This window comes from Bradyrhizobium cenepequi (genome assembly GCF_020329485.1).
In the GTDB taxonomy this organism is placed as follows: Bacteria; Pseudomonadota; Alphaproteobacteria; order Rhizobiales; family Xanthobacteraceae; genus Bradyrhizobium; species Bradyrhizobium cenepequi.
Genome location: NZ_JAGKJI010000004.1, coordinates 162,498 through 177,968, shown reverse-complemented (window position 1 = coordinate 177,968; position 15,471 = coordinate 162,498). Strand labels below are relative to the sequence as shown.

The window sequence follows — 15,471 nt, the reverse complement described above, 5'->3', positions numbered from 1 at the left end:
GTCATCCGCCGACCATCTCGCGCTTGCTTCGAGGCGGCGAGGACGACATTTACTCCTGGAGGGCAGGGTGCAAAGCATTGCAGGAAGAGCGTCTCGTGAGGTTGGGAGGACGCTACCTTCCACGGGTGGACAAATCGCAGCGGCGCGGCTGACGCGGAGCCACAAGGCCTCCCCGCTTGTTCCAATCTTCGTTTTCTCGTTGGCCGTACCGGTTATTTTCTATCTCGGTCCGACGCGCTTGTCTCCCTACCGGCTGATGCTGGTAATAACCTTCGTTCCGTGTTTGATAGCGTGGTTATCTGGATCAATCGGCCGAACACGGCTGCCGGACATTTTGATGTTTTTGGCGGCTACGTGGGGCGCAGTCGTGTTGGTGACTCAGCACGGCGTCGACAAGGGGCTGCAATCTGCAGGCATATTCGTCATAGAGACGTTCGGTACATTTCTTTTCGCAAGGCGATACATTCGAGATGTCTTGGCATTCCAGCGCATGGTCAGAGCTCTCGTGTTTATGGTCCTTTTTCTTTTGCCGTTCGCTGTCTATGAGAATGTCGCAGGCTCGCCGATCCTGATCGAATTGCTCGGCAAGATATTCACCGTTTACGATATCGTTGGCAGTGAGGCGAGATACGGACTTAGACGAGCTCAGGGTACCTTCGAACACTTCATTCTGTTTGGTGTCGTTTGTTCAAGTGCGTTCGCGTTGAGCTTTTATGTATTTGGTGCCGGCACGCGCCTAGGAGGTCGATTAAGCGCGGGTCTTGTGGCAATGGCGGTCGTCTCCTCCCTTTCCTCGGGCGCCATCCTGTCGGTTATCGCCCAGGCAATGTTGATCGTTTGGGACAAGGTCACGGCGAGCCTGACTAGACGTTGGGGAATATTGGCTACAATTGCAATTGCCGCCTATTGTGCGGTCGAACTCAGCTCGAATCGTACCGCGTTCGATGTCTTTATCTCGTATCTGACGTTCAACGCTGACACTTCGTACATGCGCGTGCACATCTGGCACTACGGTACTCAATCAGTGATGCAGCATCCTATCTTTGGGATTGGCTTAAATGATTGGGAGCGTCCAGAGTGGATGGGCGGCAGCATGGACAATTTCTGGTTGGTCACTGCCGTCCGCTACGGCGTGCCCGGCCTTTTATTCATGGCGGGCGGCTTTCTTTCGGTTTGCTTTGGTCTGGGACGGCTGAAGGACCTCTCGTTCGAGGTGGCGCAATGCCGAAAGGGTCTCATTATCACCCTTTGCGGACTAGCCCTGTCCATCTGCACGGTCCACCTGTGGGACGGTCCTTACGTCTTGCTTATGTTCCTGCTCGGCAGCGGCATGTGGATGTTTGATGCACGGAACGGAATTGCTCCTGCCCGCTCCGCCGCGCAGAACTTGCATTCCCGCTCGGTAACTCGTCTCAACCTGTGAAGATGTTTGCTTCCCCACCCGACGCAATTACATTTGGGTTTCATTGATCGATCGAGGCCGCTACACGTCGCTCTCCGCGAGGGCGCTCGCGGCAATGCCTCCCTGCAAACATTAATTGATGGCGAAACGAGGGTACATTCTACCAGTAAGCGATGCTTCGACCCAATGCGGAGGCTCGTGCGTTGTCCGGTCAGCAATCCCCCTACGGTCGTGGGATGAACTCCCCGAGAACGAGCTGATCGCCGTTCCAGCTCGCCCAGCGCACGTTCTCCCACTGCGCAATTTTTATACGCTGGCCCTTGACCACGTCGAATAGGAAGGGCCCATAGCGGAAGGAGCCATGCACGAAGTAGACGTTCTTCAGGCTCACCGACGAGCCGCCGTCCGCCGGTATACGAAGTCCGTGATTGCCGCCCTCGAACAATACGTTTTCGAAAACATGTGAGCCGTGCCAATTATCGGCCGAGAAGTAACCCGCGGTAGTTGCCCCGGCCATCTTGAACGTCGAATTCGTGACTGTGACAGTGCCTGTAGAACCAGGGGCGTAGCACTGCAACCCATCCGCGTGGTCACTGTCGATCCCGGTAGCCGTAATATAGACCCACGTCAGATTGATATCGCCGCCGAGGCAGCGAACGCCTTCGCGGGACTGAATGCGAACCCGCGTAAGGCTGCAAGAGCCATCGCAGGTAATCGTCGGCTCCCCTGAGTTCTCAACGATCGACAGGTCCGTTCGTGACGAGCCCGACGACAACATGATACGGCTCGTGCCGCTCTTGACGTTGGCATAGACGGGATCGTCAAAGCTCAACGGAACGCCGGCCAAGTTTGACACCGGATCGGGCGCACGGTCCGGTGTCGGAGCAGGATCGACTGCAACACGCACCGCAGCACCAATCCGATAGCCATTCGGGCGCATCTCGAATACTTGCCCGGGAGCCACCAAGGCGCCACTAGGGCAGGCCTCCGGCGCCTTATCAGCCCGCGTATCGCTCAAGCGTACTGCGCTCGAGAAATTACGACACGTCAATTCAGCAGACTCAATCCTCGTCGAGGCAAGTATCAGTTGGGCTGCAACGGCGCCTGCCGGCAGTAGGGCCAGCGTCATCAGGTTGCGCATGAAAGCTCCTAAGGCGGATCTTCCGGCAAATTTCTCTAGCTGGTCCGTTTGCTTCGTCACGCCAGCACGGTGTCTCCTTCGTTGCGCTTCGCCGCTCGAACCGCACCCGCTCGCTGACAAACTGAACATTTTGCTGGAGAATTTTATCAAGATTATATTTCTGATCGAAAAATATTCCTAATATTCATCTCTGGTGGATAGCAATTATAACGGGTATTGTGGCAGATTGCATTGAATTGTCAATAAATCGTGCATTCATAAGAAACGCTCCCCGGCCCACGTCTCAGGTAACGGCGATAAGCACCACGTGGAGGCGATGTGAACAGATCGCGTTTCTCCGATAGAATGAGGTCGAAAAACCGCAGCCGCTGCAGCCGCTATAGTCATCCGCCCGCGCCCCTTGCCGAGCCCGGTGTGCATGAGTGGATCGCGGCTTCTGCTTTGGGGCGGGGCGCTGAGGCGGCGTTCAAACGTTGCACAAGCGTTCGTGGCCGACGTCGCTCGCCGGTGTCGACAGCAAGGGAGGAAGGTGTCTGGGCTATGTCGACCGCTAGCGTGAAACTTGCCGTTATCATCGTCTCATACTGCAATGCAGATGATGTCGATCGTTGCTTGAAGTCGCTCGCTCGTTCGGATTGGGATCACTTCGAGGTCTTCATTTGCGAAAATGGCGGGGAAGCAGCCTACGGGCGATTGCTGGCTGCGCTTGTGGGACCCGATCGAACGCTGCAACGAACTTCTGATGCGTCGAACACTCTTGACGAGCCACAGAAGCGGCTGGTCTCAGTGGCGAAATGTCGATTTCAGAAGCGCGCGAATGTCGTCCGAGTTGGGCTTGCGACAGAGAACCTCGGTTATGGAGGCGGCGTCAACGCGTGGCTTGAGCCATTACTAGGCGTCTCCGACTGGGGTTCAGTGCTTGTACTGAATCCTGATACCGAAGTGGATAGCCGCGGCCTATCGGAATTAATTGCCAAGTCTGCTGAGGGATTCGGCATGGTTGGCGGAAGCTTGGTTTTCGACCACAGTCCCGAGAAGGTTATCAACTACGGACTGCATTGGTCTCCTATGACGGGCCGTGTCATTGCCGTAGGAAGGAATGCGCCAGCCGGCAGTGCACCGTCGGCCGAGGATATTGCCAGGATCGATGCAGTAAGCGGCGCGTGTGTTCTGGCAACGCGAGCGTTCGTCGAAGACGTCGGTCTCATGGCCGAGGAATATTTCCTCTATATGGAAGATCTGGATTGGGGACGCCGGCGAGGAAAGCACCGCATCGGCTTCGCGAGCAAAGCCATTATTCGCCACATTGGAGGTACGACCATCGGATCTGCCGTTGCCCTCGAGAAGCGCTCGCATCTCTCGATCTATCTGTCTGCCCGCAACAGCATTCTGTATGCTCGGCGCTTTGCGGGATGGCGCTGGATCTGTCATTTCGGAGTCGGTCTGTTGTTCGTAGCGCGATATATGCTCAAGGGCTCGCTGTCGGCCGGGAGAGTCGCTTTTGTGGGTCTGCTGGACGGTGCAAAAGGCAAGACAGGGCGGCCGGGTGCGGCGCCCGGGCCGCAGCAGATCGGTTGATCGGCGCGCCGATCCCAATCAGATCTAAGTAAAGCCGCAGGTTTGAACAGTTCGAGACGCGGAGGCTTCGCCGTCATTCGGCGGTCGCTCTGATGTCGGCCTGCGGCACTCGGGCGTAAATCGCGCCACGGATCTGGGGCGGGTGGAATGGTGCTTTCCAAACGGCGAAGCGCCTCGGCAGAGGTATCCGGCGACGATTATTGATCCTCAACGCCGACAATTTTATCGTCTTTCCTTGACGATTAGGGCAGCCTTCAAATTAGCGGGCTGGGTTGATTCGAGCCGGGCGGATGGTCGAACTGCAATTACATGCAATAGCCTGGATTCAAGGGGTTGCGACCCGACCATTACGAGAAAATCAAAGTGATATTATCCAAATATGGATTCTTATTAAATGCCTTTATTTGAAATTTACTGTGCGCAAGAACTGCCAGAAAACGCGATATTTTCGCAATGAAATTAACTGCACCGAAATTGTCGCGCTTTACGCTGAGGCTACGGTCGCGGTGCCGAAAATGACGATATTTTCTTTGCGTGACTTTTCGAGCACATTAAGCAGGTGCGCGAGCGAATTCGTACGGAGAGACTTTTTGACCAGAGTGGCTAAAGATCACCTTGGGCGGGCCGTGATGTCGTCCCAAAAAAGCCTCTGCTAATGACCAGAACGAATCCATCGGCGCTGCGCCAGCAGAGTCGCATTGGGTATCGTTGCTCGGGGAATTCGAATTGGGCACGTGCCTGGGGACAAACTAGATAGAAGCTACCAGGAGAAAATTAGATGGCAGCCATTCCTCTGAGCTGGAATGACCCGTTGTTTAGCGGGGTTACTAATGCGGGTTCGACCTGGCTCCAAGATGGCGGGACCCTTTCATATAAGAGTGTTACCGACATGAGCGGCGAGGCGGCCGTCGGAGGCGCTGGCTCGTTCACCCTCGACCATGTTCGTATTGACGCAAGGGAAGGTGTGCGCATTGGGGGTGGTGGGGATATCACCATTAGCAATTCGTACATTGAAACGACCGGGCAGGGGAGTGATCATGCCGATGGAATTCAGGCCTATGCTCCTGGCAGCACCGGCAATGTAACCATCAAAAACTCGACGATTGTGTCACACAATACTGCTGCAACTGCCGGGATGTTCATCGCCGACGATTACAGCGGGACATTCACTTTTGATAACGTGGTGTTTCAGGGTGGCCCGTACGGTTTGCGTATCGCCGCAGATTCGGACGATATCTACGTGTCCATGAAAGACGTTTATTTCGTCGGACCGTTTGGGTATGACGACTTTCTCCTTCAGCAAGTCAATGCAAAAATACACATCACTCAGTGGGAAAACGTACGCACCGCAACAATCGTGAATGGTGAACTCGTTCCGGGTGCTCTTATTTCACCCCCGTTTCCAGTGGAAGGCGGAGCTCCAAGCACGCCTCCGAGCGCGCCGGATGTACCGATAATCGCTTCCTTCTCGAACGACACCGGAAAAGTCGACGACGGCGTTACCAGCGACAACACGCTTCAGTTGAAGGGGACCGCTGCGGCAAATAGTACCGTCAAGATCTACGACGGCACGAAGCAGATCGGTACGACCACTGCGAATGCGAGCGGGAGTTGGGAGTATATCACGTCGGTGCTGACCAATGCCCAGCACGTGCTGAAGGCAACGGCCACCAATGCGAGCGGTCAGACCAGCGCCGCATCTGCCGCTCTCACGGTCACAGTCGATAATATCGCGCCGACCACCCCGGTCGTGAAGAGCGATTCCGTCGTCGACACGAACAAAGTGCTCTTGTCCGGGACCGCAGAGGCGGACACCACGATCAAGGTCTATGAAGGGACGAACCTGGTCGGCACCGGCACGACGGCCGCCAATGGTACCTGGAGCATCATCACTAACGCCATGTCGGCCGGGTCTCATAACCTGACGGCTACGGCGACGGACGTTGCCGGCAATGTCAGTGCTGCCTCGCAGGTGGTCGATCCGGTGATCGGTAGCCCGACGACGCCGCCGACGCAGCCTTCCGGGACGCCCAAGATCGTTTCCTTCTCGAACGATAGTGGGAAGGCCGGCGACAACGTTACCAACGACAACACGCTGACACTTAAGGGCACGGCCCAGGCCAACGCGACCGTCAAGGTGTTCGATGGCAACACTCAGCTCGGATCGGTCAAGGCCGACGCCAATGGCAACTGGAGCCTGACCACTGCGGCGCTGCAGGACGGTGCTCACAGTTTCACAGCCACGGCTGGCAGCACAGGTACGACAGCAAGAGCCAGCAGCGCGACGTCCGCAGCGCTTGCCATCACCATCGACACCAAGGCGCCGACTGCGCCGGCGTTGAAGGCGAACTCTGTTGTCGATACCAACCACGTGCAGGTGTCTGGAACGGCCGAGGCTGGCAGCACTGTCAAGGTCTATGACGGGTCGAATGTCGTCGGTACCGCCACGGCGGGGACGAACGGGAGCTGGAGCGTCACCACCAGCGCTCTGTCGAACGGGACTCACGACCTCATGGCCACGGCAACGGACGTTGCGGGCAATGTCAGCGCCGCGTCGCAGGCCTTCCATCCGGTGATCGGTGGTGGATCGACCACACCGTCTGGATTGACTGGCCTTGTCGAGGTCGGCAACAATTATTTCCTCGGAAGTAACGGCCCCGAGCTGAAATATCACGGCGCCGCTGTGACAGCCGGCCAATTCGATGGCTGGACTCCAATCAGCTCAGTCAAGCTGGATGGCGGCGGCTACGATGTTGCGTGGAAAGACGCAAGCGGGCAGTTCACCTTCTGGACTACGGATAGTCAGGGCAACTTCAAGTTCTACCCGACGCACGGCGTAGCTCTTGCTGCCAACGGCACAACGGTCCAATCGTACGAGACTATTTTCCATCAGGATCTCAACGGGGATCACACCATCGGTGTTCCGGGCACAACGCCGACGACCCCGACAACCCCAACCGCTCCAGCTTCAGCGGTGAATTTCAGTTCGCTCACCACGAGCTCGAGCAATGTAGTTACGATGAAAGGCACCGCTGATGCATTCAGCCAAGTCAAGATGTACGACGGCAAGGCGTACATCGGGACGACGACTGCCGGTGCCGACGGTAACTGGAGCTTCACGAGCACGTCTGCCGTATCCAACACCGTGCACTCGTTCAAAGCGGTGGGGGTCGACAGTACCGGTCACACAACGGCCAGTTCGGGTAGCGCGATCCTTGGCTCGAACGGTAGCAATACGTTGACGAGCACATCGGGCAACGACTTGTTCGTCGGCAACGGTCACCCAGACACGTTCGTGTTCGCTGCGAATTTCGGTAAGGATGTCATCAAGGATTTCGATGCTTACGGGCGTTCGCACGACACGATCCAGTTCAGCAAGAGCGCGTTCAGCGACTTTGCCAGCGTTCTCAACCACGCTTCGCAGGTCGGGCAGGACGTCGTCATTTCGACCGGAGATGATTCACTCACGCTGAAGAACACGAAGCTTAGTTCACTTCAGAGTCACGACTTCCATTTCGCGTAAGCGAAGGGGCGCAATAAAGCGAAGAACATTCAGCGCCGTGGAGATTAATCTCCACGGCGCATGTTAGGGGACGTGTCATGACTGACTTTGGACGGCGGGGAGATGCCTTCCCGCCGGCGGGTGTTGATCAAATAGAAGTATCGAGATGGGCGATCTTTGTCGCCGCCTTGGGGCTTCTGGCAGAGCGGGCGCGATCATCGTCGCGAGAGCTGACCAGGTTGGGAGAGCGTTCGGTCGAGGTCGTGCGAGCGCGGCTATTTGCCCATCCGCCTCGTCCTGCCAACCCCTATGATGAGCCGCAATCCGAGATATCGGCATTCCTAAGTTCGTGCCGCCGGATATTCTGGAGCCTTGCCGCCTTCAGCGGCCTGAGCAATCTCCTGATGCTCACCGGCTCGTTCTTCATGCTTCAGGTCTATGACCGGGTGCTGCCCGGTCGCAGCATCCCGACGCTGGTTGCGTTGTTGGTGCTGGCGATGGTGCTTTATCTGTTCCAGAGCGGTCTCGACCTGGTCAGAAGCCGGATCAGCGTTCGGATCGGGCGTTACTTCGATGAGAGGCTCGGGCTTCGTGTGTTCGATGCGGTTGTGCGGCTGCCGCTCAAGACGCGCGGCGACGGTGATGGCATGCAGCCATTGCGCGATCTCGATCAGGTCCGCAGCTTCTTGTCCGGCGGGGGGCCGACCGCGCTCTTCGATCTGCCCTGGATGCCGATCTATCTCGGCATCTGCTTCCTGTTCCATTTCTGGATCGGCGTGACCGCGCTGGTCGGCGCGCTGGTGCTGATCGGAATTACAATCCTGACCGAGACACGAACGCGTGGTCCAGCGAGGGCGTCCTCGCGCCTCGGCATCGTGCGCAACGCACTTGCCGCAGAGGGGCGACGAAACGCCGAGGTCCTGCAGGCAATGGGGATGAGGCGACAGGCGGCGCTGCGTTGGCAGGATGTCAACAGCAAGTACCTCTCGGCGCATGAGCAGGCGAGCGACGTTGCGAGCGGACTGGGCGGGCTTTCGAAGTTCTTTCGCTCGTTTTTGCAGTCGCTTGTTCTTGCTGTCGGCGCGGCTCTCGTCATCAACCAGGAATCGACTGCCGGCATCATCATCGCTGGCTCGATCCTGACCGCGAGGGCGCTCGCCCCCGTGGAAATGGCTATCGCGAATTGGAAGGGATTCATTGGCGCCCGGCAGTCTGCACATCGGTTGGATCGATTGCTGAAGCTCCTGCCTGATGAGGCTGCGCGTCTCGGATTGCCCGCTCCCAAAGAGGCGCTCGTGGTGGAGCAGCTCTATGTGGCGCCCCCGGAATCGGAGAAGCTGACCCTGTCCGATTTCTCGTTTCAGCTGAAAAGCGGCGAGGCCGTCGGAATTATCGGTCCCAGTGGATCCGGCAAATCGACGCTGGTTCGTGCGCTGGTCGGTGTCTGGCCGCGGCTGCGCGGCAAGATCAAGCTCGACAACGCGGCGCTCGAACAGTGGTCACCGGACGAGCTTGGCAAGTGTATCGGCTATCTGCCGCAAGACGTCGAGCTGTTCGAGGGCAGTATTGCTGTCAATATTGCGCGGTTCGATCTTCAGGCAACGTCGAAGGGGGTGCTGGATGCCGCTCAGGCAGCCGGTGCGCATGACCTCATCCTTTCGCTCCCGGATGGCTATGCCACCAAGGTCGGCGAAGGCGGAATGGCCCTGTCCGCCGGTCAGCGGCAGCGCATCGGGCTCGCCCGGGCGCTCTACGGCAATCCCTTCCTGGTGGTGCTTGATGAGCCGACATCGAATGTCGATTCCGAAGGCGAAGAGGCGCTTACGGAAGCTATCCTGAATGTCCGTAACCGCGGCGGCATCGTTGCCGTGGTTGCGCACCGGCCGAAGGCGCTTGAAGCGGTCGACCATGTTCTGGTGATCGGCGAAGGAAGACTTCAGTCCTTCGGGCCGAAAGAGGAGGTGCTCAAGAAGGTGCTGCGACCGACAGCGCCGCTCAGGGTGGTGGCAGACGGACAGGGAGGCGGACAATGGATCGCCAGGTAGCGATGGATCGCCAGGTAGCAACGCCGGCGCTGCAGTCCATCCAGCGCTACATGATCGTCGGCATGTTCATGGTGGGCTTCGTCACGTTCGGCATCGGCGGCTGGGCCGCGACGTCGCAATTGTCGGGTGCCGTGATCGGCCAGGGCGTCATCGTGGTGGACTCAAGCGTGAAGAAGGTTCAACACGCCACCGGTGGCATTGTCGGCGAACTGCGCGTCCGCGACGGTGATCGAGTCAAAGCCGGAGACATTCTGATCCGGCTCGACGAGACCCAGACGCTTGCCAACGCAACGATCGTCACCAAGAGTTTCGACGAACTGCTTGCCCGCCAGGCGCGCCTCGAGGCCGAGCGCGACGGCGCCGATCAGATTGTATTTCCGCCTACGCTCGTTGAACGGGCGAGGGACAGCAATCTGGAGGCGGGGCGCGCAATCTCGGCGGAGCGCACCTTGTTCGATCTGCGCCGGGAGTCCCGGAGCGGCCAGAAAGCACAGCTCAGAGAGCGCAAGGCGCAGCTTCAGGATGAGATCAAGGGTTATGCCGGTCAGGCCGAGGCAAAGCAGAAGGAAGTCGACTACATCCGCCAGGAACTTGAGGGCGTCCGGACACTGTTCCAAAAGAACCTCGTGCCCATCACACGGCTGATCGCGCTCGAGCGCGACACCGCGCGGCTGGAAGGTGAGCGTAGCCAGTTGAGCGGCATGATGGCGCAGTCAAAGGGAAAGATCGCCGAAATCGAGCTTCAGATCATCCAAATTGATCAGGACCTGCGAACCGAGGTTGGGAAGGATCTCATCGAGACGCGCTCCAAGCTTTCCGAGCTCACCGAGCGGAAGACCGCGGCAGTGGATCAGCTCAATCGCATCGATATTCGCGCACCGCAGTCCGGCCGCGTTCATCAGCTTTCCGTTCATACTGTAGGAGGTGTGATCGCTCCCGGTGAGCAGATCATGCTCATCGTGCCGGATGCGGACGCGCTCGCGGTTGAAGTCAAGATCACGCCACGAGATATCGATCAGGTGTATGTCGGCCAGAGCGCGACCATGCAATTCGCGGCCTTCAATCAGAAGACGACGCCTGAGGTCGACGGAGAGGTCAGCATGGTATCGGCGGACCTGACACAGGACCAGCGGACCGGCGCGAGCTACTACACGGCGCGCATCCTGCTCAAGGCGGAAGAGCTTGCACGACTTGGATCGGCCAAGCTGGTGCCGGGCATGCCGGTCGATGTCTTCATCAAGACACCGTCGCGAACCGCGCTCTCGTATCTGGTCAAGCCGTTGCGCGATCAGGCGGGGCGCGCGTTCAAGGAGCGCTGAGATTCGCGAAGTGGGCGTAAGCGTCGTTCTCAGGCTGCGGCTTTGAGGGATTGCCCCGCGATAGGCCTAGCGAAGAACTGGTCGAGTTCGCGGTTTGGATGCCTGTTGACGATTCCTGATCAGGACGTCGGTGAGATAAGCGAGCGGATCGACGTCGTTGATCTTGCGGGTCTCGGTCAGGGATGCGACGCCAGCCCAATGTTCGGCACCGCCGTCGGATCTGGCAAAATGATGCATTCTTGCGACTGAGCTTGATGCCATGGCTTGGTCGTTCGACCGCGGTGTTGTCGAGTTCTGTGATTTCCATGTAATTAATCGTATAATATTGACTTGAATATACGTGAAAAATATTTATCATTTAATTTTCAGTTGTAGTAATTTTGAGGACTGTTCGGCTCAATGATCGATTGGTTGAGGGGAGAGGTGGTGTGGGACGGGCGGGCCCTTTTGGTCCCCGCAGCCGTGCCATCCGGTCAAGCCATTTGCCGAATACCTCGTGAGACGGTTCACGTGCTGCGATTGTACTCTGACGCGATTGGTCGAGAGATAGATCTTGAACGCCAGAACATAGTGGAGAAGCTTGCTCCATTCCTGATTACGAAGCTGGCCCGAGCCAGCCACGGCGAAGTCGTTGAGTTGCTCCCTTGGGAGGTCGAGGACTAGACGAGCGGGGCCGTTTCATCACACCTAAGGGAGCTCCAAGAGCAGTCATGAATCATGTTTTGACCGATGATTCGTGGAGGAGCGTTGAAGCTCATCCCACGGAAGTCGTTCGGCGTTGCAAGATGAGTTCTCCGCGACACTAATGACCGGCGAAACGGTTCTGGTCAGGCGAAGCTCGCGAAGAAATCTGGACCAAAGATAATCCAGCACGGTCCAGACTACTGGTTGCTGCGTATACATCTCGCCGCGAAACACGACGAATGAGCGTTGCGCTCCTGCGGTGAGATGCCGAATGAGATTCGCATTCGATCCATCGGGAGTTAGCTTGGCGACGTGCATCTGGCACAATGCTGTAGTGGCGCGGATGATTAGCGTTCCAGTCTCGTAGGTCGCGACCACATCGAAGTTTTTGCGTTCAAGAAATTCAACAAGGTCTTCCTTTAGATGACCTTGATAGTCAGGCGGGAGCACGATCTTCCATCCGATGGCCAGGGCGAGCACGGCAGCAAGTGTCACCTTAAATGCGCTGGAAAAATTCACGCCTTACCCCTAGCAGGCAGCAACTCAGGATCAAGCCCATGATGACCGTATTTGTAACAGCAGCTCCCAATTCGCTATGGAATGTTTCATAGTGCCATTGGCTTAAGCCCATGACACTCATGCGTATAACGTTCACCGCGATCACAGACGCGCAAGCCAACAAGCACCACAACAGATCGTAGACAGATCTCTTATGGTCGATCAATCGGCTCACGGTAACCCAGCAGAGAAATGCAAGCGACATGTTGGCGAGCGAAGAACAACCGGGCAGGATGACCAGAACTCCCGAACCGTCGGCGAATCCAACGATGTCCCCGGTCCGGGGAGTGTTCAACAACCAACCGACAAGCGAGGCATCAATCCGCAATATCAGATCGGCAAAGAACTGGAATAGTAGTCGGCTCCAGAGCACGGGCACGGTGGTTGCCACTAATATGAAAGCACCACGCCGCGCTGACGGGTCCTCCGAGAAGATGATGACGTAGAAGCCCAGCGCCGTTACTGCGAGCCAGCTCAAAGCGCCGATTGGCAGAATGACCAGAAAGGCAAATACTGCGCCTATGGCGAGTTCAAAAGGACGAACCCCGATTGTGCGGTCTTGAAGAACGAGGTATACGCCCGCGGCGCACGATATCCAAACAAGTATACTTACCTCGAACGTATCGAAGAAGGCATGTGTCCACCCAAGTTTGTTTGCCGATTGGAGGACGCGTGATGCGAGGCCGCTTATGCAGCCGAGGGCAAAGAGGCCTGCGAAGAACTCGCCGCGGGACTGATCGCTCGCCACTTTCGATCGGATTTGGTTCGAGATTAATACATTTAAAATCGTCATTTCTAATTTAATATCCTAGTGTATTTAATTTGACCATCGAAAATGTGTGCGGCAACGCAAGTTCGGGGACGCGGTATAACCCGGCAGAGTTCGGTGTCGGCAAGCGGGAGGGAACTTTCGGCTTCAGGGGCACCGCTTTCATTATCGACAAGCGCAGCTTCGCCCGGCTGAAAGGCAGCCTCGACCGTTCGGGCATTCGGTCTCGAGGAGGATATTCCTGCGGGGAAGGTTGTTCTTGGCCCCATACGAGAAGGTCGTTTTCCGTACTCAGGGACTTGATCTCCGCCGGCATGTTGTCCCCCAGCTTGCCCGGCCGACGTCTTCACCAAGACGCCCGGCGCGAACCGCGCTGTCGTACCTGGTCAAAGCCGTGGCGGGATCGGGCCGGGCGCGGATTCAAGGAGCGTTAACGGGAGTTCAGATTCAAATATTTAAAACGATTGATTAAATTCTACTGCCATCGTAGGGACTAGTTAGCCCGCCCAGGGTTCGGCTGAGCAAGGGGCTTCAGATGTCGCCAGACCTCAACTCCGGAATGTCCGAAGAGCGCGCCGATGAATGGCTCGGGCTCATCAGGCGTTTTCTGCAGATTCTCGCAGTGCGCAAGAAGCTTCAATTCTCTCGAAGGGTGTCGATCGGCGATCTTCTCACGGAGCGAGGGGATAACGCAGCCGCGTACGGTTTCGGCGAGGGCACCACGATGTACGACAATGTGCTCGTGCTCGGAGACGTCCGGGTCGGCCGGCATACGTGGATCGGACCCGGCTGCATTCTGGACGGTTCGGGCGGGGGTTTGCAAATCGGAGACTGGTGCTCGATATCCGCGGGCGTTCAAATCTATACACATCACACCGTCAATCGCTCCATCTCGCTCGGAGAAAAGCCGGTCGATTACGCCCCGACCAAGATCGGAAATGGTGTTTATATCGGACCGAATACCATCGTTCAGATGGGTGTGACGGTTTGCGACAGAGCCGTCATTGGCGCAAATTCTTTCGTCAATCGGGACGTGCCGGCGGGCGCCAAAGTATTCGGATGTCCCGCCCGTGTACGAGTGGCCGTAGAATCGCCCTCTGGGGACGTCGGCTGCGATCGCGGCGTTAGGCCTTCCCCTCGTGCTTCTGCCAGCGCTGCCGATTAGACTTGGCGACGACGTAGCGTTTGCTCGAGATAGAGTGCCAAGCGGCCTGTAACGATGCCCATGATGCCGCCCGCCATCTTTTCGACGGCGTCAACCACTCGCGCATGGCGATCTATCGTCACGAACTGCATGAGTTCAAGGAGCACGGCGCTGCCTATGACGATGAACCACACAAACATGGCGTGGCGTGGATAGGCCAGGTGGAAGAGGAGGCCGACGGTCGCAAATGCGGCAATATGTTCGAGGCTCGTTGAGGCAGGGAGCGTTGGCCTCGCGCCGATTGGCGACACCGAGGCATAGGCAAGAAAGCACAGCAGCACCCAGGCGGCGACCGCGGCGAGTTTCTGAGGCGTGAGGGGCATTGGCTCTTACAGAAAATCCCGGAGGCGAGCGATTTCGACGATTTGTTCGGCGGACAATACAGCCGTCACAAGTTGCGTTTGCGGCTCAGTGCGTATCTCGTAAAGATGGCGTTGGTGCGCAGGCTTCGCCAGGAATGCCTGGATGCATGCATCCAGAGAGCCCTCAAACAAGAGATAAGGCTCAGACGAGCGCATTCCCTTTGCCCGCTCATTCCCAATTGAAGGCCATTTCCTCAGTGTCGCAGCTGCGGTGAAATCGACGGACGGGCAGCGCAAAGATCCAATATGTGCATCCGCCTCGCGCGTCCGGTGAGGCGGCGGTGCGGTCGTTTCCGCCGCTGTAATCATGGGGTCAATCGATGCCGGACCGGCCACGATCCACGCCCCAAGAGGCATGGGAGTGTCTTGGCCTCGCCTTCGTCGTCGATCTCGGACGTCAAGCCATCGTGCAGGGGCTTCCACGGCTCAATCAAACCTGGCGGCATCATCTCGGTCCAGGCGGAAGCTCCGGCCCTGACGCCGGTACGCAGATGGCAGATACTGTGCTGGAACACCGTTCTCTCCTACTGTGCTTGGTTGTGCTGCACCAACTCCCGGGGTGGAACCTCCTTAATGCCAGAACCCGCCTACCCTGCAGACTGGGCTGCTTGCTCTAAGGTAATTAGATATATTTAAATCAGATGTGATTTAAAAGTAAATAATTGCGCGCCTCGCCGGCCACCGCCCATGGCCCCCGATCGAAAGTTGCAAGGTACGGCAAGCGGCCAGCATCATCGATGATGATGCTCACTGCGCGATGACGGTTAAGCGCGCCGAGTTCGACATGACCTCCGCACCGGAAATCGAGCTCGAGGTCGAGAGAGGGGCCCGCTCAAGCGCGAGTGAGCGTCCGCCAAGCCTCCATCTGGCTCGGACAGGAAGATCACGAAAGGCTGTGGACCTTTGT

The 15,471-nt window shown here is 57.6% G+C and carries 10 protein-coding genes and 1 pseudogene; 6 read left to right on the top strand and 5 right to left on the bottom strand.

The features are described 5' to 3' along the window. The first annotated feature begins 67 nt into the window (after window positions 1-67). Entirely contained in the window at window positions 68-1,423 is a 1,356-nt protein-coding gene (locus tag J6497_RS41520) for an O-antigen ligase family protein (RefSeq protein ID WP_225703673.1), read from the top strand. Between the two features lie 202 nt (window positions 1,424-1,625). On the opposite strand, the gene J6497_RS07805 is transcribed toward J6497_RS41520, so the two are convergent. After that, complete coding sequence (locus J6497_RS07805; RefSeq protein ID WP_225703672.1) at window positions 1,626-2,543, bottom strand: hypothetical protein; 918 nt, start codon at window positions 2,541-2,543, stop codon at window positions 1,626-1,628. 555 nt (window positions 2,544-3,098) lie between these two features. Between J6497_RS07805 and J6497_RS07800 the strand changes: the two genes are divergently transcribed. The 4 genes from J6497_RS07800 (at window position 3,099) to J6497_RS07785 (ending at window position 10,987) form a co-directional block, all read left to right on the top strand. Continuing rightward, window positions 3,099-4,121, top strand: a complete 1,023-nt coding sequence (locus tag J6497_RS07800; RefSeq protein ID WP_225703671.1) for a glycosyltransferase family 2 protein — start codon at window positions 3,099-3,101, stop codon at window positions 4,119-4,121. A gap of 778 nt (window positions 4,122-4,899) precedes the next feature. Beyond that, window positions 4,900-7,644, top strand: coding sequence for an Ig-like domain-containing protein (locus tag J6497_RS07795; RefSeq protein ID WP_225703670.1), 2,745 nt, complete (start codon window positions 4,900-4,902; stop codon window positions 7,642-7,644). Window positions 7,645-7,721: 77 nt separating this feature from the next. Beyond that, window positions 7,722-9,668, top strand: a complete 1,947-nt coding sequence (locus J6497_RS07790; RefSeq protein WP_225703669.1) for a type I secretion system permease/ATPase — start codon at window positions 7,722-7,724, stop codon at window positions 9,666-9,668. A 2-nt stretch (window positions 9,669-9,670) separates the two neighbouring features. Then, window positions 9,671-10,987 (top strand): HlyD family type I secretion periplasmic adaptor subunit, encoded by a 1,317-nt coding sequence (locus J6497_RS07785; protein WP_225703756.1) that lies wholly within the window; start codon window positions 9,671-9,673, stop codon window positions 10,985-10,987. Between the two features lie 29 nt (window positions 10,988-11,016). Here J6497_RS07785 and J6497_RS07780 read toward each other — a convergent pair. From J6497_RS07780 to J6497_RS07770, 3 genes and pseudogenes are all read right to left on the bottom strand, one after another. Further along, window positions 11,017-11,282: pseudogene (locus J6497_RS07780) on the bottom strand (transposase domain-containing protein); the annotation flags it as partial. A 413-nt stretch (window positions 11,283-11,695) separates the two neighbouring features. After that, window positions 11,696-12,190 carry a hypothetical protein gene (locus J6497_RS07775; RefSeq protein ID WP_225703668.1) on the bottom strand — a complete coding sequence of 165 codons (495 nt, stop codon included), beginning with the start codon at window positions 12,188-12,190 and terminating at the stop codon, window positions 11,696-11,698. After that, complete coding sequence (locus tag J6497_RS07770) at window positions 12,168-13,022, bottom strand: hypothetical protein (protein ID WP_225703667.1); 855 nt, start codon at window positions 13,020-13,022, stop codon at window positions 12,168-12,170. The genes J6497_RS07775 and J6497_RS07770 overlap by 23 nt, the downstream gene beginning before the upstream one ends. A gap of 511 nt (window positions 13,023-13,533) precedes the next feature. Here J6497_RS07770 and J6497_RS07765 point away from each other — a divergent pair. Next, window positions 13,534-14,163: an acyltransferase gene (locus J6497_RS07765; protein WP_225703666.1), complete on the top strand. Its 630-nt coding sequence runs from the start codon at window positions 13,534-13,536 to the stop codon at window positions 14,161-14,163. Here the strand turns inward: J6497_RS07765 and J6497_RS07760 are convergent. Further along, on the bottom strand, window positions 14,160-14,525 hold the full coding sequence (locus J6497_RS07760; RefSeq protein WP_225703665.1) for a VanZ family protein: 366 nt from the start codon (window positions 14,523-14,525) through the stop codon (window positions 14,160-14,162). The two genes, J6497_RS07765 and J6497_RS07760, sit on opposite strands and share 4 nt — an antisense overlap. Window positions 14,526-15,471 lie beyond the last annotated feature (946 nt).

Bases quoted from the DNA above. Each gene is read 5' to 3' on its own strand.
- J6497_RS07805 (WP_225703672.1), bottom strand. From the start codon at position 2,543: ATGCGCAACCTGATGACGCTGGCCCTACTGCCGGCAGGCGCCGTTGCA.
- J6497_RS07795 (WP_225703670.1), top strand. From the start codon at position 4,900: ATGGCAGCCATTCCTCTGAGCTGGAATGACCCGTTGTTTAGCGGGGTT.
- J6497_RS07790 (WP_225703669.1), top strand. From the start codon at position 7,722: ATGACTGACTTTGGACGGCGGGGAGATGCCTTCCCGCCGGCGGGTGTT.
- J6497_RS07785 (WP_225703756.1), top strand. From the start codon at position 9,671: ATGGATCGCCAGGTAGCAACGCCGGCGCTGCAGTCCATCCAGCGCTAC.
- J6497_RS07770 (WP_225703667.1), bottom strand. From the start codon at position 13,022: ATGACGATTTTAAATGTATTAATCTCGAACCAAATCCGATCGAAAGTG.
- J6497_RS07765 (WP_225703666.1), top strand. From the start codon at position 13,534: ATGTCGCCAGACCTCAACTCCGGAATGTCCGAAGAGCGCGCCGATGAA.
- J6497_RS07760 (WP_225703665.1), bottom strand. From the start codon at position 14,525: ATGCCCCTCACGCCTCAGAAACTCGCCGCGGTCGCCGCCTGGGTGCTG.